Below are 20510 nucleotides of genomic sequence, written 5' to 3' on the forward strand. Positions count from 1 at the left end.
GCCCCGGGGACCGGGGCAACGCACAGTCGCAGGTGAACCGCTCGTCTCGGGGGCTCGGACAGGGAGCCGGGTCAGCCCGCGTGCTTGGCCAGCGCGAGCCAGGTCTCGACGACGGTGTCGGGGTTGAGCGACATCGACTCGATGCCCTGGTCCATGAGCCACTCCGCGAGGTCGGGGTGGTCCGACGGCCCCTGGCCGCAGATCCCGATGTACTTGCCCTGCGTGCGGCAGGCCTCGATGGCCATCGCGAGCATCTTCTTCACCGCGGGGTCGCGCTCGTCGAAGGCGTCGGCGACGAGCCCCGAGTCCCGGTCCAGGCCGAGGGTCAGCTGGGTGAGGTCGTTGGAGCCGATGGAGAACCCGTCGAAGTGCTCGAGGAACTGCTCGGCGTTGACCGCGTTCGACGGGACCTCGCACATCATGACGACCTGCAGGTCGTTCTCGCCGCGGCGCAGCCCGTTCTGGCCCAGCAGGTCGATGACGCCCTTGGCCTCGGCGATCGTGCGCACGAACGGGATCATCACCTTGACGTTGGTCAGCCCCATCTCGTCGCGCACGAGCCGCAGCGCCTCGCACTCCATCGCGAAGCACTCGGCGAAGTCCGGCGACAGGTACCGCGCGGCGCCGCGGTACCCGATCATCGGGTTCTCCTCGTGCGGCTCGTAGCGGCTCCCGCCCAGCAGGCCGGCATACTCGTTGGACTTGAAGTCGGACATGCGCACGATCACCGGCTCCGGCGCGAACGCGGCGGCGAGCATCGAGACGCCCTCGGCCACGCGCTTGACGAAGAAGTCGCGCGGGCTGTCGTAGGCGGCGATGAGCGACTCGATCTCGGCCCTGACCGCGGGCTCCTGGTCCTCGAGCTCGAGCAGCGCCTTGGGGTGGATGCCGATCTGGCGGTTGATGATGAACTCCAGCCGCGCCAGGCCGACGCCGCGGTTGGGCAGCCGGGAGAACTCGAAGGCCTGGTCGGGGGTGCCGACGTTCATCATGACCTTGACCGGCAGCTCGGGCATGTCGTCGAGCGCGGTCTCGGAGACGGTGAACGCCATCGACCCCTCGTAGACGCGGCCGGTGTCGCCCTCGGCGGCGGAGACGGTCACCTTCTGCCCCTCCTGCAGGGTCGTCGTCGCGGTGCCGGTGCCCACGACGGCGGGGATGCCGAGCTCACGGGCGATGATCGCGGCGTGGCAGGTCCGGCCGCCCCGGTTGGTGACGATCGCGCTGGCGCGCTTCATGATCGGCTCCCAGTCGGGGTCGGTCATGTCGGCCACGAGCACCTCGCCCGCGACGAAGTCGTGCATCTGCTCCGCCGAGGTCAGCACCCGGACCGCGCCGGCGCCGATCTTCTGGCCGATGGCGCGGCCCTCGACCAGGACGGTGCCGCGCTCGTCGAGCCGGTACCGCTGCAGCGACGACCCGGTCTGGCGCGACTTCACCGTCTCGGGGCGCGCCTGCAGGACGTAGAGCAGGCCGTCGACGCCGTCCTTGCCCCACTCGATGTCCATCGGGCGGCCGTAGTGCTCCTCGATGGCCAGGGCGTGCCGGGCCAGCTCGGTGACCTCGTCGTCGGTGAGGCTGAGCCGGTGCCGGTCGGCCTCGTCGACGTCGACGAACTCGATCGTGCGGCCGACCTCGGTGTCGGAGGTGTAGACCATCTTGGTGGCCTTGGCGCCCAGGCCCCGCTTCAGGATCGCGGGCCGGCCCTCGCGCAGCGCCGGCTTGTAGACGTAGAACTCGTCCGGGTTCACGGCGCCCTGCACGACCGCCTCGCCGAGGCCGTAGCTGCTCGTGACGAACACCGCGTCGGGGAAGCCGGACTCGGTGTCGATGGTGAACATGACGCCGGAGGAGCCGATGTCGGAGCGGACCATGCGCTGGACCCCGGCCGAGAGCGCGACCGCGGCGTGGTCGAAGTCGCTGTGCACGCGGTAGGCGATGGCGCGGTCGTTGTAGAGCGAGGCGAAGACCCGCTTGATGGCCAGCAGGATCGAGTCGATCCCGCGGACGTTGAGGAACGTCTCCTGCTGCCCTGCGAACGAGGCGTCCGGCAGGTCCTCAGCCGTGGCGCTGGAGCGCACCGCGAAGCTCACCTCGTCGCCGTGGTCACCCACCAGCCGCTCGTACGCCGTGCGGATCTCGTCCTCGAGGTCGGCCGGGAACGGCTGCTGCTCGACCGCCTCACGGATCCGGGCTCCCGCCTCGGCCAGCGCGCGGGTGTCCTCGACGTCGAGGCTGGAGAGGAGGTCGTTGACCGTGTCGACCAGGCCCTCGTGCGCCAGGAAGCGGCGGTAGGCCGCCGCGGTCGTGGCGAACCCGTCCGGCACCCGCACCCCCGCCGCGGACAGGTGCTGGACCATCTCGCCGAGGGAGGCGTTCTTGCCGCCGACGGTCTCCACGTCACCGAGACCGAGGTCTGCGAACCACAGGATGTTGGCGGAGTCGTTGCGGGTCAAGGCATTCCTTTCGGTGTGCGGCGAGGGTGCCGCGTCAGCTGAGGGCGGGCAGCTTGCTGCTCTGCATGATGACGGCCGCCATCTCCTCCACCGACATCGAGGCGGAGTTGATGGACGGTATGCGGTGGGCTCGGTACAGCGCCTCGGCGCGGCGCAGCTCGTAGCTGCACTGCGCGAGGGTGGCGTAGGTGGACCCGGGCCGGCGCTCACCCCGCACCTGGCTCAGCCTGGCCGGGGTCGACAGCAGCCCGAAGCACCGGTCGACGAGCCCGCGGACCGGCCGGGGCAGGCCGCCGGACTCGAAGTCCTCCTCGACCAGGGGGTAGTTGGCGACCTTGATGCCGTGCTGCAGGGCGAGGTACATCGACGTCGGCGTCTTGCCGCAGCGCGACGGCGCGATGAGGATCAGGTCGGCCGCCTCGAGGTGGCGCAGGCTGGCGCCGTCGTCGTGCTCCATGGCGTACTCGATCGCCTTCATCCGCGCGTCGTAGCGGCGCTGGTCGCCGAGCCCGTGCAGCGCCGCGACCCCGTGGGCCGCGTTGACGTGCAGCACCCGCTCGATGGTGTCCAGGTGCGAGCCGAAGAGGTCGATGAAGGCGGCCTTGGTCTCCTGCAGGGCCCTGCGGACGTCGTCGTCGGAGACGGTGGAGAAGACCAGCGGCGAGACCGAGTCGGTGGCTGCGGCGTCGAGCTCGGCCACGACCGACCGCGCCTGCTCGACCGTGGTGATGAACGGGAACTTGCGCCGGACGAACCGCACGGACGGGAACTGCTGCAGCATCAAGTTGCCCAGGGTCTCGGCGGAGATGCCGGTGCCACCGGCGACGAAGAAGACAGGGGTCGCCGGGGCGTCCTCGCGGGTGGTCTCCATCGTCCTCCTCTCCGGGGCAGCGGCACGCCGTCATCGGCGCCGCCGTGGGCCGATCGTGGCAGCCCGGTCCGTCCCGGCGCCACTCGGGTGCCGCCGGGCGTCCCGCGGGCCGTCCGGCATCCGGAAAGCCCGGGGCCGGGGTGTTGCGCCCGCGACTTTCGGGGGCATCATGGGGAAAACCTTTTCCTACCGATATCTCCACCAGTGCAAGGGAGCACTCCATGGACACGACCCGTCGCACCTTCCTCCGCGCCACCGCCCTCGGGGCGACCGCACTCGGCCTCGGTGGGGTGGGCGTCCCAACGGCCCTGGCGGACCCCGAGTCCGGCGGCCCGGAGAGCAACCCGTGGGCGCGGGCGAACTACATCAGCGCCAAGGTCCGCCCCCTGCACTTCCCCGACCGCTGGTTCGACGTCACCGACTTCGGCGCCGTGGGCGACGGGGCGACCGACTGCACCACCGCGTTCCGCGACGCCATCGCGGCCTGCAACGCGGCCGGGGGCGGTCACGTCCGCGTGCCGTCCGGCGTCTGGGCCACCGGCGCCATCCACCTGCTCAGCAACGTGGACCTGCACGTCACCGAGGGCGCGAGGATCGCCTTCTCGACCGACCCCTCGGCATACCTGCCCACCGTCCTCACCCGCTTCGAGGGCACCGAGGCGTACAACTACTCGCCGCTCATCTACGCCTACCGGCAGCACAACGTCGCGGTCACGGGCACGGGTGTCCTCGACGGCCAGGCGAGCGACGCCAACTGGTGGGCGTGGAAGTCGTCGTCCAACGCGGACAAGGACCGGCTCATCGCGATGGGCGACGCCGGCGTGCCGGTCGAGCAGCGGCAGTTCGGCGACGGGTACCACCTGCGCCCGTCGTTCATCGAGCCCCACACCTGCACCGACGTCGAGATCTCCGGCATCACGATCGTCAACTCCCCCATGTGGGAGGTGCACCCGACGCTGTCGCAGAACGTGCTCGTCGAGGGGATCACCGTGAACAGCCACGGCCCGAACAACGACGGCTGCGACCCGGAGTGCTCGCGCATGGTCGTGATCCGCGACTGCACCTTCGACACCGGCGACGACTGCATCGCCATCAAGTCGGGCAAGAACGCCGACGGGCGCCGGGTCGGCGTCCCGAGCCAGGACATCCTGGTCGAGGACTGCCGGATGGCCGACGGGCACGGTGGCGTCACCATCGGCAGCGAGATGTCCGGCGGCGCGCGCAACGTCTTCGTCCGCAACTGCCAGATGTCCAGCCCCAACCTCAACATCGCGTTGCGGTTCAAGACGAACTCCGCCCGCGGCGGGTACATCACCAACTTCCACGCGAAGGACATCACCGTGGGCGAGGTGTCCGGTGCGGCGATCGACGTGAACTTCTACTACGGCGAGGGCGACGGCTACGACTTCAACCCCAAGGTCTCCGGGATCAACGTCGAGAACATGACGGTCCGCTCCGCCAAGCAGTCGCTCAACGTAAGCGGCTACCCCGACGACCACATCGTCGGGCTGCACCTGAGGAACGTCGACTTCGGCACGACCACGAAGGCGCCGACGGTCGCCTACGTGGACGACGTCACGCTCGTGGACGTCACGGAGAACGGCAGTCCGCTGCAGCTGCCGTAGGCACGGGACGGCCGCCCCGTGCCCGATGCCCTGTGGTCCAATGTCGCCATGACGAGCGGGGACCGCAGGGCCGGCGGCCGGCGGCGCCCCACCGTCCACGACGTGGCGCGGGTCGCCGGCGTCTCACCGCCGACCGTCTCGCGCGTCCTCGCCGGAGGCAAGCCCGTGTCGGCCGAGCTGTCCGAGCGCGTGCGCGCGGCGGCGGTCGAGCTGGGCTACCGCCCCAACCCCGCGGCGCAGGTCCTCGTCAGCGGGCAGCACGGCACCATCGGGGTCGTGCTGCCCGACCTGGCCAACCCGTTCTTCAGCGAGGTGCTCAAGGGCGTCACGTCGGGGGCCGGTCCCAGCGACACCCAGGTGATGGTGGTCGACGCAGACGAGGACGCCACCCACGAGCACGAGGGTGCCGAGCGGCTCGCGCGGTGGGTCGACGGCCTCGTGCTGTGCTCGCCGCGCATGCCCGACGCCCAGCTGGCCGCCATCGCCGACACGGGCGTGCCCCTCGTCCTGGTGAACAGGCCGTTCGAGGACGACCGCGTCGACACGGTGCTCGTCGACTACCACAGCGGGATGGCGGCGCTGGCCGACCACCTGGCCTCGCTAGGCCACCGCCGGGTGGCCTACCTCGCGGGGCCGTCGGGGGCCTGGTCGGAGCAGGAGCGCGAGCGCGCGCTCCGCGACGCCGGGCGGCCGCTCGACGTCGTCACGATCCCGTGCGGGTCGGGCATGGCCGACGGGCACGCCGTCACGGACGAGGCCCTGGGACACCACCCCACCGCGATCCTGGCCTTCAGCGACTACGTCGCCCTGGGCGTCCTCACCCGGCTGACCGAGCTCGGAGTCCCCGTGCCCGGCGAGATCTCCCTCACCGGCTTCGACGACATCCCCCTGGCCGCCATCGCCGGTCCGGGCCTGACGACGGCGACGGTGCGCAAGCAGGAGATCGGCGCCCTCGCCTGGCGCCAGCTGCTCGCGCGGATGGACCGCCGGCGCGGGGCGCAGACGACCACCGTCCCGGCCGAGCTGGTGCGCCGCGGGTCGACGGGCGCCCCTGCGTCCTGACGGGAGCGCCGCGGGATCAGGCGGTCGCGAGCCGGGACGCCTGCGAGAAGGCCAGCTCGGTGACGCGGCCCCACTCCCCTGCGCGCACCAGCGCGGGCGGGGTCACCCAGGACCCACCGACGCAGGGCACGTTGGGCAGCGCGAGGTAGTCGCGTGCGTTCCCCGGGCCGACACCGCCCGTGGGGCAGAACCGCAGGTCCGGCAGGGGCCCCCGGACCGAGTCGAGGAAGCGGGTGCCACCGCTCGGCTCCGCCGGGAAGAACTTCACGAGGCCGACGCCACGCTCGGCAAGGACCATCGCCTCGGTGACGGTCGCGGCGCCGGGAACGACCGGCAGCCCGCTGCCCAGGGCGGCGTCGAGCAGCGACGGCGGGGACCCAGGCAGCACCAGGAACTTGGCACCGGCCCGGCCCACCGCGTCGACCTGCTCGGCCGACGCCACGCTGCCGGCGCCGACGAGCACCTCGGGCACCTCGGCGGCCACGGCCTCGATCGACCCGAGCCCGGCGGGCGTCCGCAGGGTCACCTCCATCACCCGGATGCCGCCCGCGGCCAGCGCCCGCGCGAGCGGGACGGCGTGCTCGACGTCGTCGAGGACGACCACCGGCACCACGGGGCCGACGGTGAGCAGGATGTGCTCGCACCCCGGCGTTCCCGCGTCGATTGCGGCGCTCACAGCAGCTCCTTGAGGTGGCCGACGAGCGCGTCGCGGAAGTCCCTGCTGTCGCGCAGGTCGTCCCCGAAGACCTCGTGCACCCCGATCAGCCCCTCGGCGACGGTGACCGGGTCGGAACCCGTGCCGACGGCCGAGCGCAGGCGGGCGGCCATGGGGTCGTCGAGCGGCAGCGGACGACCGTGGACGTCGGCGCCGCGGGCGACGAAGGCCATCCAACCGGCCACGGCGAGGGTCGCCCACTGCGGCACCGCTCCGGCCGCCAGCCGGTCGCGCACCGTCCCGAGCAGCCGCACGGGCAGCTTCTGCGAGCCGTCCATGGCGACCTGCACCGTCGTGTGGCGCAGCGCGGGGTTGGCGAAGCGCTCCAGGACCGTGCGCCCGTATGCCGCGGCGTCGACGCCCGCGGGCAGGTGCAGCGTGGGCAGCACGTCCTGCGCCATGAGCTCGCGGGCCGCCGCCGCCAGGTCGTCGTCGGCCACGGCCCGCGCGATGGTCCCGTGCCCGCGCAGTGCGCCGAGGTAGGCCAGCATCGAGTGGGTGCCGTTGAGCATCCGCAGCTTGAGCTGCTCGTACGGCGCGACGTCGTCGACGAGCTCGGCACCGGCCCGCTCCCAAGCCGGGCGTCCGGCGGCGAAGCGGTCCTCGACCACCCACTGCCGGAACGGCTCCGCGACGACCAACCCCTCGTCGCGGGCGCCCAGCAGGCGTGCCGCCTCCGCGCGGTCCTCGTCCGTGGTGGCCGGCACGATGCGGTCGACCATCGAGCTGGGGAAGGACACCTGCTGCTCGACGTAGGCCGCGACCGCGTCACCCTCCGCGGCCGGCAGGGCGGCGCAGAAGTCGAGGACGAGCCGGCGCACGACCGCACCGTTGTCGGTGAGGTTGTCGCACGGGAGGACCGTGACGGGTGCGGCGGACGCGCGGTGGCGCGCCTGCAGCCCCCGCACGAGCTGCCCGACGGTGCTGCGCGCCCCGCCCTCGAGGTCGGCGGCGACCACGGGGTCGGTGAGGTCGAGGCGCCCGTCGGGGCCCCGGCGGTAGCCCTTCTCGGTGACGGTCAGGGTCACGACCCGCACCAGCGGGTCGGCGAGCCGCTCGAACAGCAGCGGCCCCTGGTCACGGGCGAAGAGCACCTCGCTCACCTGGCCCACCACGCGTGCGCTGGCCGTCGACGCACCCCGCTCGAGCACGGCATACAGGTGGTCCTGGGGGCGCAGCTGGTCGACCACCGCGGCGGACCGCTGCGTCACCCCGCAGATGCCCCAACCGGGCTCGTCCGCGGCGAGCGCCGCGTCCTCGGTGAACACCGCCTGGTGGGCGCGGTGGAAGGCGCCGATCCCGAGGTGCACGATGCCGACGCGGGACGCCAGCTCCGGCGCCGGCGGGAGGCGCAGGCCCGGGGTGTCGTGGCCGGGCAGCGCCGCGCGCGACAGGCGCCTCACAGCACCGCCCCGAGCTGCCACGGCACGAACTCCTCGCCGCCGAGGGCGAGCTCCTCGCTGAACGACCGGCGACCCGACGCGGTGTCGAGCAGCAGGTCGTAGACCGTGGCGCCCATCTCCTCGAGCGACACGCCCTGCTCGACGACGGCCGAGCAGTCGAGGTCGATGTCGCCGGCCATGCGGGTGGCGAGGCTGGAGTTCGTGGCGAGCTTGACGGTCGGCACGGGACGGCTGCCGAACACCGAGCCGCGGCCCGTCGTGAAGCAGATGAGGTTGGCCCCGCCGGCGACCATGCCGGTCACCGACACCGGGTCGTAGCCGGGGGTGTCCATGAAGACGAAGCCCGGGCCCGGAATCGGCTCGGCGTAGCCGCACACCGCGTCGAGCGGGCTGTGGCCACCCTTGGCGACGGCGCCGAGCGACTTCTCCAGGATGGTGGTGATGCCGCCCTCCTTGTTGCCGGGCGAGGGGTTGCCGTCGAGGGTCGTGCCCTGCGAGGCGGTGTACTGCTCCCACCAGGCGATGCGGTCCAGCAGCGCCTGCCCCACCTCCGGCCGCACGGCGCGCTCGGCCAGCATCTGCTCGGCGCCGTACACCTCAGGCGTCTCCCCCAGCACGCTGGTGCCACCCGCTGCGACGAGCAGGTCGCTGGCCACCCCGAGCGCCGGGTTGGCGGTCAGGCCGGAGAACGCGTCGGAGCCGCCGCACTGCAGGCCGAGGACGAGGTGCTCGACCCCGACCTCCTCGCGCCGGGTGCCGCGCAGGTCGTGGGCCATGCCGCGGACGAGCTTCTCCCCCTGGGCGATCGCGGCAGCGGTGCCGCCGGCGTCCTGGATGGTGAACGACTCGACGGGGATGTCGCCGACCTCGAGGTCTGCCATGAGGGCACTGACGGCGTTGACCTCGCAGCCGAGGCCGAGCACGACCAGGGCGCCGATGTTCGGGTGCTGGGCGTAGCCGCGCAGCGTGCGCTGCAGGACGTCCCAGCCGTCACCGCGGTTCGCCATGCCACAGCCCGTGCCGTGGGTGAGCGCGACGACACCGTCGACGCCCTCGCCGTGCATGGCGGCGACCTCGTCCTCGGTGCGGCGCACGACCTGTCGGGCCACGGTGGCCGAGCAGTTCACCGTCGTGAGCACGCCGACGTAGTTGCGCGTGGCCACCGCGCCGGACGGCCTGCGGATGCCGGAGAAGGTCGTGCGGAGGCCCTCGGGGAGGGTGCGCCGGGCCTGCGGGCTCGCGCCGCCCGAGGCCAGCGAGGAGGCACCTTCCGGCATGGCGAGGTTGTGCACGTGGACGTGGTCGCCTGCGGCCACGTCGGCGGTGGTCACGCCGATGACGTGGTCGTACTTGCGGACCAGGGTGCCCGCCGCCAGGTCGCGCAGGGCCACCTTGTGCCCCCGCGGTATGCCGGTGCGCACGGTGAGCGGCTCGTCAGCGGGCCCGCTGACGCGGGCCCCGGCGGGCAGCTCGTCGCGGGCGATGGCGACGTCGTCGCCGGCGGAGAGGCGGAGCAGGGGGTCGGTCATCGAAGGTCCATCTCCTCGACCGGCCGCGTGGCGGCCAGTGCTGCGCGGGTCTCGGTCAGGGTGGGGACGTGCCCCGTGCCGCCCTGGCCGCCCACGGACAGGGCGGCAGCGGCTGTCGCGAGGGCGACCGCGTCCAGCAGCGGGTCGCCCAGCGCCAGGCGGGCGGCGAGGGTGCCGGTGAGGCAGTCACCGGCACCGGTCTGGTCGACGACCACCGGGGCGGGGACGCCGGGCACCGGGGTGACGACGCCGTGCTCGGCCACGAGCGCGCCCAGGGGCCCACAGGTCATGACCACGGCACGGGAGCGGAGCCCCACGACGAGCTCGAGGGCCTCCTCGGCCGTCGCCCCCGGCTCGACGCGGAGGAGCTGGTGCACCTCGTCGGGCCAGGAAGGGGTGACCACGTCGGCCAGCGGGGCCAGCTCGCGCAGGGCCGCGGCCGCCTGCCCCGCACTGGTCAGGCGCGGCCGGAAGTTGGGGTCGTAGACGAAGCGGCGCGCGAGGGTGGCGGCCCGGCGGACGGTCTCGGCGAGGGTCGGCGACACGGCACAGGCCACCCCACTGCCGACGACGACGCCGGCGGACCGGACGAGGTCCTCGTCGAGGTCGTCGACCGAGAGGAGCGAGCCCGCACTCCCCGCACGCACGTACGTGAACTGCCGCGCGCCGTCGGGGTCCGCGTGGGTGAGGTAGAGGCCGTGCTGGCCGGGGGCGCGGACCAGGGCCGAGGTGTCGACCCCCAGCTCGCGCACCCGTTCCACCAACGCGTCGCCGAGCTCGTCGTCGGGCACCCTGGCGAGCAGGACGGTGTGCGCGCCGGCCGCCGCGGAGGCCGCGGCCGCGTTGAGCGCGTCGCCGGAGAAGCCCATCCGCAGCGAAGCGCCCGACCCGAGGGGCTCCAGCGAGGACAGCTCCACGAGCACCTCGCCGAGGACCACCACGTCCGGTGCCGGCCCGGCATACCCGCTGCCCGGGGGCGAGGTGTCGCTCACGGCTCGGGCTCCTCCTTCACCTGCGCCACCAGCTGCGTCGGGTTGACGAACCGCAGGGCGATGACGAGCAGGAACATCATGACCGCCGTGTAGATCACGGCCATTGCGTCGACCGACTGCTGTGCCCGGATGCCGGCGGCGTTCATCGAGTTGAACAGCGCGACGACGAGGGTGTTCGAGTCGGGGCCCGCGGTGAGGAAGGTCAGCTCGAACATGCCGACCGTCCGGACCAGGACGAGGATCGAGGCGGCCAGGATGCCCGGCACCAGCAGCGGCGCGAGGATCCGGGTGAAGACGGCCAGGGTCCGGGCCCCCGACATCCGGGCGGCCTTCTCGATCGTGGGGTCGATCTGCTCGATGAAGGGCGTCATCGTCAGGATGACGAAGGGCACGCACGGGACGAGGTTGGCCAGGATGACACCGGTGATGTTGCCGGCCAGGTTGAACTTGTAGAGCACCGTGGCGAGGGGGATGCCGTAGGTGATGGGCGGCATCATGATCGGCAGCAGGAAGGCGAAGTACACCAGCCGCTTGCCGGGGAAGTCGCGGCGGGCCAGGACGTAGCTCGCGGGCACCCCGACGAGGACGGACAGGGCCACGACGGCTGCCGCCACCTCGAGGGTGACCACGACGACCTGGAGCAGGCTGAAGTCGGTCCAGGCCTCGGAGTACCACTGGGTCGTCCAGCCCTGCGGCAGCCAGGTGCCGAACCAGCGGGTCCCGAACGAGTTGACCAGCACGGAGCCGACGATGCCCACCAGGAACACCATGAAGAGGACGACGGCGCCCCAGACGAGCCAGGCGGCCGGGCTGGCCACGATCCGTCGCTGCGGGGCGCCCTCGCCCCGGGGAGTGCCGCGCACGGTCGTGGGTTCGCGGGTGATGGTGCTCATGCGCCCTTGCCTCCCGTCGATCCGACGTAGAACCTGCTGCGCCACAACAGGACCAGCGCGATGACGACGAGCTCGACCGCGCCCATCACCATGGCGATGGCCGAGGCGAACGGGTAGTCGTACTGCTCGTACGCGGCCTGGTACGCGGCGATGGAGATGACCCGGGTCTCGCCCGTGGGGTTGCCGACGAGGATCGCCGACGGGAAGACGCTGAACGCCAGCACGAAGGTCAGGCAGAACGTCGTCGCGAGCCCGGGGGCCAGCAGCGGCAACGTGATCCGGCGGAACCGCGCCCACCAGTCGGCACCCAGGGTCCGGGCCGCCCGCTCGAGGCTGGGGTCGATGCCCGAGAGGTAGGACAGGATCAGCAGGAAGGCGAACGGGAAGCCGGTGATGACGAGTGAGAAGAAGACGCCCCAGTAGTTGTTGATCAGCCGCAGCGGCTGGTCGATGACCCCGGCGCTGGTGAGCGCCCGGTTGAGCCAGCCGGCCGGGCCGAGGAAGTTGAGCAGGCCCTCGGCCGTCAGCACGGTGCCCAGGGTGATCGGGATGACGAGGAGCGTCGTCACCAGCCGCTTGCCGCGGAACCGCCCGCGCATGCGGTAGGCGATCGGCACGGCGGCCAGGACGTTGAACAGCGCGGCCGGGACCGACAGCCGCAGCGTCTTCCAGATCGTGTCCCGCTGGAACGGGTCGCTGAAGAAGCGCTGGTAGTCGGCGAACGGGCCGCCGCCCTTGGTGGGCTGGAACGACAGGCCGAGCCCGTAGAGGAACGGGTAGATGAACAGGCCCACCACGAAGACCATCGCCGGCACCAGGAGCAGCAGCTGGCTGTCGACACCGCGCTCGGCGAGGCGGTGCCGCATGCTCAGGGCGGCGTGCGGTGCACCCGCGCCGGCGTGGGGCGCGCCCGCGCCGGCGCTCACGAGCTGCCCCCGCTGCCGGCGAGCGCCGGCTCCGGCGCCGTGCCGGTGGCGAGCGTGGTGGCGTGCGGGAGGGGTTCGTCGCCCTGGGGGAACACCAGCAGCCGCTCGGGGTCGACGGCGAAGGTCACGGCGTCCCCCGGCGCCAGGCGGGCGCCGGTGCGCACGTGCAGGCGCACGCCGTCCGCCGTCCGGGCCTCGACCGCGAGCTCGCGACCCTGGTACTCCACCACCTCCACGGTGGCGCGAACGGTGTTGCGGCCGCCCGCATCCGGGGCGACGACGACGTCCTCGGGGCGCACCCCGACGACCACCGTGTCCCCGCCGGCGACGTCGGCGACCGGGGTGGCGGACAGCCGCAGGCCGATGCCCTCGACGACGGCCCTGCCCTCGGCGCGCTCGACGACGCGCATGGGGACCAGGTTGCGGAAGCCCATGAAGTCGGCGACGTGCCAGTTGGCCGGCGTCGTGTGCAGCTCCTCGGGGGTGCCGATCTGCTGCACCCGACCCTTGCGGAGCACCACGAGGCGGTCCGCCATCGACAGCGCCTCCTCCTGGTCGTGGGTGACGTACACCGTGGTCAGCCCGAGGCTCTGGTGCAGACGGCGGATCTCCGTGCGCATCTCCAGGCGCAGCTTGGCGTCGAGGTTCGACAGCGGCTCGTCCATGAGGACCAGCGACGGCTCGAGGACCACCGCGCGGGCGATCGCCACGCGCTGCTGCTGGCCGCCGGAGAGCTGGCCGGGCAGCTTGCCGGCGTGCTCCTCGAGCTGCACCAGCCGGACGGCCTCCTCGGTCCGGCGCGCGACCTCGGCCTTGGGCAGCCGGCGCATCTCGAGCCCGAACGCGATGTTCTTGCGCACCGACAGGTGGGGGAACAGGGCGTAGTTCTGGAAGACCATGCCGAACCCGCGCCGCTCCGGCGGCAGCGTGTCGACGCGCGTCTCGTCCTGCCAGATGCTGCCGGCGGTCAGCGGCAGCAGGCCGGCGAGGCAGTTGAGGGCAGTCGACTTGCCGCACCCGGACGGCCCCAGGAGGGCGATGAACTCCCCCGCACGGATCGTCAGGTCCAGTCCCTGCAGTGCGTCCTGCCCACCGAACTGCCGCCCCACGCCGTCCAGGCGCAGCTCGCGGAACTCCTTGGTGTGGCTGGTCACTGCTTCTTCACCTTGGACCCGCCGACCTCGCGGTCCCACTTGTCGAATGCCGCGACCATGGACTTGTTGTCCAGCGGCACCTCCTTGGGGGCGCTGGCGATCAGGCTGTCGTACTCGGGGCGGCCGAACTTCTTGATGGCGTCCTGGCTCTTCTGCGGGGCCATGTCGATGGTGACGTCCTTGACCGCCGGGCCGGGGTAGAAGTAGCCGTCGTCGTAGGCCTTGGCCTGCTGCTCCTTGGTGAGCATGAACTGCACGAGCTGCAGGACGGCGGCCTGCTGGTCGGCCGAGGCGCCCTTGGGGATGACGGCGTAGTGCGCGTCGGTGACCCAGTGGAAGCCCTTCATGGTGCTGACCTTGGCGCTCTCCGGGACGGTGCCGAGGACGCGCGGGTTGATGTCCCAGCCGGTGGTCGAGGCGATGACGTCGACCGTGCCGTTGCCGAGGTCCTTCATCGTCTGCGTGGTGCCGGTCGGGTAGTTGTTGATGTACTGCCCGAGGTCCTTGAGGTAGGCCCAGGTCTTGTCCCACCCGTTCACCGGGTCCTTCGGGTCCTTGTCACCCAGGATGTACGGCAGGCCCATGAGGAAGGTGCGGCCGGGCCCGGAGTTGGCCGGGCGGGCGTACTCCACCTTGCCGGGATGCGCCTTGGCGTAGGCCAGCAGCGCCTCCGCGCTCGTGGGCGGGTTCGACACCTTGTCGGGCATGTACTCCAGCAGCGGTCCGGACGGGTAGTACGTCACCGTCACGCCGTAGTCCCCCGCGAGCTCCTGCATCTTGGCGGCCGGGTCCTGGTAGTTCGCCATGTTGGACAGGCGGTCCTTGTACTTGGGCAGGATCGGCTGCCACAGGCCCTGCTCGGCGCCCGCGGACAGGCCGTCGGTCCCGGTGAGAACCAGGCCGATGTCCACGCGCCCGGCGCCCTGCTGCGCCTTGATCTTGCCCACCAGGTCGGGGGCCGGCGCCTTGGAGTAGGTCACCCGCGAGATCACGTCCGGGTGCTGCTTGACGAAGTCGTCGATCATGCCCTGGGTGAGCTGCAGGTTGCCGGCGACGTCGAGGACGTTGAGGACGACCGGCTTCGAGGGCTTGGCCGGGGCGTCACCACCCGAGCTGCCTGCTCCCTGGGCCGGCGAGCTGGGCGCGCCGCAGGCGGACACGCCGAGTGCGAGCAGGCCCGCGACCAGCGCGGTGGTGGGCAGGGCGGGGCGCATGGAGAGGCGCATGGGGCGAGGTTTCCCTTCTGTCAGCGCCGCACGGTGCGGCGTTGGGGGGACTGGGGTGTCGGGGTGGGTGCAGGCCCGGTGGTGTGCCGCACGAGGAGCTCGGTCGGCAGCTCACGGGTGAGCGCGGCCGGGCCGGACGCGTCCGTGGGGTCCGCGAGGAGCTGGAGCAGCAGGTCGACGGCTCGCCGCCCCGCCTGCTCCTTGGGGATGCTGAGCGTGGTGAGGGCGGGGTGGATCATCGCCGACATGGGGATGTTGTCGATGCCGACGAGGCTGAGGTCGCGAGGCACCTCGACACCACGCGAGCGCAGTGCGTCGAGCAGCCCGAAGGCGACGAGGTCGTTGTAGGCGACGACCGCGGTGACTCCGGAGAGCAGCACGCCCTCGACCGCCTCCGAGCCGCCGTCGAACGTCGGGGCGAAGTGGCCGACCTCCACCAGCTCCACCCCGGCCGCCGCCGTGGCGAGCCGCAGGCCGCGGAGCCGCTCCTTCGCCGACCAGCTGGACCGTGGTCCCGCGACGAAGCCGATCCGGCTGTGCCCGAGCCCGGTGAGGTGGTCGACCAGCTGGCGCATGCCGTCGGTGTTGTCGATCGCGACGGCCGGGATGGTCCCGGCCTTGCGGTTCACCAGGACCACCGGGGCGAGGCCGGCGGCGTCGCGCAGCTCGGCGGGCTTCATGCGCGGCGAGCACAGGATGATGCCGTCGACCTGCTTGGACAGGGACCGGACGAGGCCGAGCTCGGCCGAGGCGTCCTCGTCGGTGTCGGCGACGAACACCTGGTAGTCGGCCTCGTGCGCCTGGCTCTGGATGCCCTTGACGACCGAGGGGAAGAACGGGTTGGCCAGGTCGGGCAGGATCAGGCCGATGTTGCCGGTGCGGCCGGTGATGAGCCCCCGAGCCGCACGGTTGGGGCGCCACCCGAGGTGGTCGGCGACCCGGAGCACCCGCTCGCGCGTCGCCGCGTCGACGATGTCCGGCGACGAGAGCGCCCGGGAGACCGTCGACGGCGAGACGCCCGCAGCCTTGGCCACGTCGCGGATGGTCACTGCCATGCCATGCCTCCCTCGTCGTTGAGTCGATGCCCGGTCAGTCTGAAACCGATTGCAGGCTCGTGTCAATGGGTGCGGGCCAAGAATCTCACCGGACCGCTGAAGTGCTTGCACTCACGCGTAAACCGTTGCACTGCAAGCACTTCCTGCTCCATCGCCCTTGAGGAACAGGGTCTTGCGTCATCGATCCCCGCGTGCAACCCTTTGCAGCGAACTGCTCCACCACTGCTGTCGGCAGGGTGGGACCGCTGCGCCGAAGGAGCCGCCCATGCCGTCCCCGCTCGTCCTCCACCCGGACCGCGCGCTGCCCTCCGACCCCGTCCAGCGCGGCATCGCCCGGACCATCTACGAGCAGACGCGCGGCCTGCCGCTCGTGTGCATGCACGGGCACGTCGAGGCGTCGGTCTTCGCGGACGACGAGGCCTTCCCGGACCCTGCCGCGCTGCTGATCACCCCCGACCACTACGTCACCCGCATGCTGGTGTCGCAGGGCCTGCGGCTGGAGGACCTGGGCGTCCCGAGCGAGGACGGCCGCACCGTCGAGGGCGACCCCAGGGCGATCTGGCGCCGGCTCTGCGAGAGCTGGCACCTCTTCCGTGGGACCCCCTCCCGGTTCTGGCTCGAGCACGAGCTCGTCGAGGTCTTCGGCGTGGACGAGCAGCCCTCCGCGGACTCCGCGGACCGCCTGTTCGACGCCCTGAGCGCCCGCATCGCCGAGGCCGGCTTCCGCCCGCGAGCGCTGCTCGACCGCTTCGGGATCGAGGTCATCTCGACCACGGACCCGGCCACGTCACCCCTCGCTGAGCACCGCCGGCTGGCCGAGCAGGGCCTCGGCGCGCGGGTCGTCCCGACCTTCCGCCCGGACGCCGTGGTGCACGTGGACCGACCGCAGTGGCAGGCGGACGTCGCCGAGCTCGGCCGGGTCGCGGACACCGACACCTCGACCTACGAGGGCTTCCTCGCGGCGCTGCGTGCGCGCCGGCAGGCCTTCATCGAGGCGGGTGGCCTGGCCACGGACCACGGCCACCTGTCCGCCGACACCACGCCCCTGCCCCGGGCGGAGGCGGCCGCGCTGTACGCCCGCGCCCTGACCGGTGAGGCGACAGCCGAGGACGCCGCCGCGTTCGCGGCCCACATGCTCCACGAGATGGCCGGGATGTCCCGGGACGACGGCCTGGTCATGCAGATCCACCCGGGCGTGCTGCGCGACCACCACAGCGGCATGCACGCCCTGCACGGCGCTGACCGGGGCTTCGACATCCCGGTCGCGGCGGAGTTCACCCGCTCGCTGCGGCCCATGCTCGAGGACTTCGGGCACGACCCGGGGTTCCGGGTCATCCTCTTCACCGTCGACGAGACGGTGTACAGCCGCGAGCTCGCGCCCATCGCGGGTGCCTACCCCGCGGTCCGCCTGGGCGCCCCCTGGTGGTTCCTCGACTCCCCCGACGGCATGCGCAGGTTCCGCGACGCCGCCACCGAGACCGCTGGCTTCTACAACACGTCCGGCTTCGTCGACGACACCCGCGCCTTCGCCTCGATCCCGGCCCGCCACGACCTGGCCCGGCGCATCGACGCCGGGTACCTCGCCCGGCTCGTCGCCGAGCACCGGCTCGGCGAGGACGAGGCGGTGGAGACGGCCGTCGACCTCGCGTACAACCTCCCGAGGAAGGCCTACGCCCGGCGCACGGCGGCGGTGGCGACGTCGTGAAGATGGGCTTCCGCTGGTACGGCGAGGGCAACGACACCGTCACCCTCGACCAGGTCCGGCAGGTCCCCGGCGTCGAGACCATCGTCTGGTCGCTGCACCACAAGCAGGCCGGCGAGGTGTGGGAGGAGGCGGAGATCGCGGCTGCGATGGCCACGATCACCGAGCTCACCGACGAGCACCGGGCCCGCGGCATCACCCGGACCTTCGACGCCGAGGTCGTCGAGTCCGTGAACGTGCACGAGGCGATCAAGCTCGGCAAGGACGTCCTCGGCCTCAGCCGCGACGAGGCGATCGCGAGCTACCGCACCACGATCGAGCGGCTGGGCCGGGCCGGCGTGAAGGTCGTCTGCTACAACTTCATGCCCGTCTTCGACTGGCTGCGCACGGACATGTTCCACCCGTTGCCCGACGGCTCGACCGCCCTCTTCTACGAGAAGGCCGTCGTCGACACGCTGACCCCCGAGTCGCTCATCGCCTCGATGGAGCTCGACCAGGGCGGCCTGACCATCCCGGGCTGGGAGCCCGAGCGCCTCGCCTCGTTCACCGAGCTCAAGGAGGCGTATGCCGGCGTGACACGGGAGGACATGTACGCCAACTACGCGTACTTCCTCGACGCGGTCATCCCGGTGTGCGAGGCCTCCGGGGTCAAGCTGGGCGTGCACCCCGACGACCCGGCGTTCGACATCTTCGGGTGGCCGCGCGTGGTCTCCCGCAAGGAGGACCTCGCCCGCGTGCTGTCGCTCAACGACTCGCCGCACCACGGGCTGACGCTGTGCCTCGGCTCCTTCTCCTCCAACCCCGAGTCCGACGCGGTGGACGCCGTGCGCACGTTCATGGACCGGATCCACTTCTCGCACGTCCGCAACATCAAGCACCTGGGGAACGGCGACTTCACCGAGGTGGCGCACCGTGCCTGTGAGGGCTCGGTCGACACCGTCGGGATCATGAAGGCGTATGCCGAGGCCGGCTACGAGGGCTACATCCGCCCCGACCACGGACGCCACCTCTGGGACGAGAACACCACCAACCGCCCGCGACCGGGTTACGGCCTCTACGACAGGGCGCTGGGCATCCAGTACCTGCTCGGCGTCTGGGACGCCTGCCACCACGGTCGCTGACGCCGACTCGAGGAGCCAGCTGATGAGAACCACCTACCTCGCCCCCGTCGCAGCCGCCGTGCTGGTGGCCGGCTGGGGTGCCAGCCAGGGCGCGACGAGCGCGTATGCCGCGTCCGCGGCCACCACCTCCGCCGACGCGGAGGGCACCCACCCCGTCGACATGGCCGCCCTGCAGAAGGCGCTCGGTGGCGCGGGCACAGACCCCGGCGCGGGCCGCGTCCTCGACGTCACGGCATACGGCGCCAAGGGGGACGGTACGACGGACGACACCGCCGCCATCCAGCGGGCACTCGACGCCGCGAGCGCCGCCCACGGCACCGTCGTCTTCCGCCCGGGTGACTACCTCACCGGCGCCCTCTTCGTGCGGTCGAACACGACCGTGCGGGTCGACGAGGGCGTGCGGCTCGTGGCGATCCAGGACGACACGTCGTGGCCGCACGTGTCGACCGCCTACCCGCAGATCCGGACCCGGGTGCAGGGGGTGGAGATGCAGTGGGCCGCAGCGATCCTCAACATCGACCATGCCGAGAACGTCACCATCACCGGCAAGGGCACGATCGACGGCCAGGGCCAGTCCTGGTGGGACCACTACTACCTCGTCGGCAAGCCGCAGCACGACAGGACCAAGGTCGGCTGGGCGCTCAACTACGACGAGGAGCGGCCCCGCACCATCGAGAGCTTCGAGTCGAGGAACGTCGTCGTCAAGGACGTGACGCTCGCCAACTCGCCGTTCTGGACACTGCACCTGGCCTACACCGACGGCGCCCACGTGGACGGAGTACGGATCCGCAACCTGATGAACGCCTCCGGGCGCATGCCGAGCACCGACGGCGTCGACATCGACTCCTCGCGCAACGTGCTCGTGGAGAACGCCGACATCCAGGCCAACGACGACGCGATCGTCATCAAGTCGGGACGCGACGGCGACGGCCTGCGGGTCGACCGGCCGAGCGAGAACATCCTCGTCCGCAACTCGCTCGTCACGGCCGGTGCGGCCGGGTTCACCATCGGCAGCGAGACCTCCGGCGGCGTGCGCGACGTGGAGGTCGCGAACCTCCGGGTCAGGCCGATGGTGGCGCGCTACAACAGCAACATCGGCTACAAGGCGGGTGGGCCGACGGTGTTCAGCGCCTTCATCCTCAAGTCGGCGCCGACACGGGGCGGCACCATGCAGGACGTCTCGGTGCACGACGTCGACGTGGACGGCGCGTACTACTTCCTGCGGGCAGAGCAGAACTGGGGCTCGAGCAACACCATCCCGGCCGGGTACCCGGCCGACCAGGTGCCACCGTTCTGGGATGCCGTCATGGCCCTGCCGCCGACGCCCGAGGCGGGCATCCCCCACTTCCGCGACTTCACCTTCAGCAACATCCGCATGAAGAGCGTCGAGTCGAAGGTCTTCGCCGTCAGTGCGGCCGCCGGCAGCAGCTACGAGGACTTCCGGTTCGCCAACGTGGACGTCGACGCCACGAGCAGCACGGGCGCCCCGGTGGGTGGCGGCTCGATCCGCAACGTGGACCGCTGGACGTTCACCAACACCAGCATCCACGACGCGAGCGGCAACCCGGTCCCCGTCGCGGTCGACCCGGCGACCTCCACCGACGTGACCGGGCTCAACGAGGGCTGAGCGCCACCCCGTCGTCGGGGTCGTCGCCGTCCGCGGGGCCCCCCCGGGGCCCGCGGCCCCGGGGGGGCCCGCCCACCGCGGCGGTGTACGGGTGGGGGGTGCCCGCCCCCGCCCCCGCCGGGGGCCCGGCCCGGCCGCAGGGCCCGGGGCCCC

General features: G+C 72.1%; 16 protein-coding genes. 5 read left to right on the forward strand and 11 right to left on the reverse strand.

Features of this window, described 5'->3' with window-relative positions:
- Positions 1–71: 71 nt before the first annotated feature.
- Positions 72–2456: a phosphoenolpyruvate synthase gene (ppsA, locus tag ACFUC1_RS15800; RefSeq protein ID WP_379121439.1), complete on the reverse strand. Its 2385-nt coding sequence runs from the start codon at positions 2454–2456 to the stop codon at positions 72–74.
- A gap of 34 nt (positions 2457–2490) precedes the next feature.
- A complete protein-coding gene (locus tag ACFUC1_RS15805) occupies positions 2491–3327 on the reverse strand; it encodes a pyruvate, water dikinase regulatory protein (RefSeq protein ID WP_379121441.1) in 837 nt (278 codons plus the stop codon).
- A 221-nt stretch (positions 3328–3548) separates the two neighbouring features.
- Here ACFUC1_RS15805 and ACFUC1_RS15810 point away from each other — a divergent pair, with 221 nt between their 5' ends.
- Both ACFUC1_RS15810 and ACFUC1_RS15815 read left to right on the forward strand, forming a co-directional pair.
- Positions 3549–4952 carry a glycosyl hydrolase family 28 protein gene (locus ACFUC1_RS15810; RefSeq protein WP_379121443.1) on the forward strand — a complete coding sequence of 468 codons (1404 nt, stop codon included), beginning with the start codon at positions 3549–3551 and terminating at the stop codon, positions 4950–4952.
- A 48-nt stretch (positions 4953–5000) separates the two neighbouring features.
- Complete coding sequence (locus ACFUC1_RS15815) at positions 5001–6014, forward strand: LacI family DNA-binding transcriptional regulator (protein ID WP_379121444.1); 1014 nt, start codon at positions 5001–5003, stop codon at positions 6012–6014.
- A gap of 16 nt (positions 6015–6030) precedes the next feature.
- Here ACFUC1_RS15815 and eda read toward each other — a convergent pair whose 3' ends face one another.
- Genes eda through ACFUC1_RS15860 form a run of 9 tightly spaced genes read right to left on the reverse strand, consistent with a single transcriptional unit; the run spans position 6031 to position 15907 of the window.
- Positions 6031–6690: a bifunctional 4-hydroxy-2-oxoglutarate aldolase/2-dehydro-3-deoxy-phosphogluconate aldolase gene (eda, locus tag ACFUC1_RS15820; protein ID WP_379121446.1), complete on the reverse strand. Its 660-nt coding sequence runs from the start codon at positions 6688–6690 to the stop codon at positions 6031–6033.
- A complete protein-coding gene (locus tag ACFUC1_RS15825; protein WP_379121448.1) occupies positions 6687–8153 on the reverse strand; it encodes a mannitol dehydrogenase family protein in 1467 nt (488 codons plus the stop codon). The genes eda and ACFUC1_RS15825 overlap by 4 nt, the downstream gene beginning before the upstream one ends.
- Positions 8129–9661 carry a UxaA family hydrolase gene (locus ACFUC1_RS15830; RefSeq protein WP_379121450.1) on the reverse strand — a complete coding sequence of 511 codons (1533 nt, stop codon included), beginning with the start codon at positions 9659–9661 and terminating at the stop codon, positions 8129–8131. Before ACFUC1_RS15830 ends, ACFUC1_RS15825 begins: the two co-directional genes overlap by 25 nt.
- Positions 9658–10653, reverse strand: a complete 996-nt coding sequence (locus ACFUC1_RS15835; protein WP_379121452.1) for a PfkB family carbohydrate kinase — start codon at positions 10651–10653, stop codon at positions 9658–9660. The genes ACFUC1_RS15830 and ACFUC1_RS15835 overlap by 4 nt, the downstream gene beginning before the upstream one ends.
- On the reverse strand, positions 10650–11546 hold the full coding sequence (locus ACFUC1_RS15840; protein WP_379121454.1) for an ABC transporter permease: 897 nt from the start codon (positions 11544–11546) through the stop codon (positions 10650–10652). The genes ACFUC1_RS15835 and ACFUC1_RS15840 overlap by 4 nt, the downstream gene beginning before the upstream one ends.
- Entirely contained in the window at positions 11543–12472 is a 930-nt protein-coding gene (locus tag ACFUC1_RS15845) for an ABC transporter permease (RefSeq protein WP_379121456.1), read from the reverse strand. The genes ACFUC1_RS15840 and ACFUC1_RS15845 overlap by 4 nt, the downstream gene beginning before the upstream one ends.
- Complete coding sequence (locus ACFUC1_RS15850; RefSeq protein WP_379121458.1) at positions 12469–13626, reverse strand: ABC transporter ATP-binding protein; 1158 nt, start codon at positions 13624–13626, stop codon at positions 12469–12471. Before ACFUC1_RS15850 ends, ACFUC1_RS15845 begins: the two co-directional genes overlap by 4 nt.
- Positions 13623–14852 carry an extracellular solute-binding protein gene (locus tag ACFUC1_RS15855; protein WP_379121460.1) on the reverse strand — a complete coding sequence of 410 codons (1230 nt, stop codon included), beginning with the start codon at positions 14850–14852 and terminating at the stop codon, positions 13623–13625. Before ACFUC1_RS15855 ends, ACFUC1_RS15850 begins: the two co-directional genes overlap by 4 nt.
- A 20-nt stretch (positions 14853–14872) precedes the next feature.
- Entirely contained in the window at positions 14873–15907 is a 1035-nt protein-coding gene (locus ACFUC1_RS15860) for a LacI family DNA-binding transcriptional regulator (protein WP_379121462.1), read from the reverse strand.
- Between the two features lie 265 nt (positions 15908–16172).
- Between ACFUC1_RS15860 and uxaC the strand changes: the two genes are divergently transcribed.
- From uxaC to ACFUC1_RS15875, 3 genes are read left to right on the forward strand one after another with little or no spacing between them, the layout of a single operon-like run.
- The gene (gene uxaC / locus ACFUC1_RS15865; protein WP_379121464.1) at positions 16173–17612 is read left to right on the forward strand and encodes a glucuronate isomerase; all 1440 of its coding nucleotides are present in this window, start codon (positions 16173–16175) and stop codon (positions 17610–17612) included.
- A 2-nt stretch (positions 17613–17614) separates the two neighbouring features.
- A complete protein-coding gene (uxuA, locus tag ACFUC1_RS15870) occupies positions 17615–18730 on the forward strand; it encodes a mannonate dehydratase (protein WP_379121468.1) in 1116 nt (371 codons plus the stop codon).
- A 22-nt stretch (positions 18731–18752) separates the two neighbouring features.
- Positions 18753–20357 (forward strand): glycoside hydrolase family 28 protein, encoded by a 1605-nt coding sequence (locus ACFUC1_RS15875; protein ID WP_379121466.1) that lies wholly within the window; start codon positions 18753–18755, stop codon positions 20355–20357.
- The last annotated feature ends 153 nt before the right edge of the window (positions 20358–20510 follow it).

Origin of the sequence: Pedococcus sp. NPDC057267, assembly GCF_042668795.1 — a bacterium.
GTDB lineage: Bacteria > Actinomycetota > Actinomycetes > Actinomycetales > Dermatophilaceae > Pedococcus.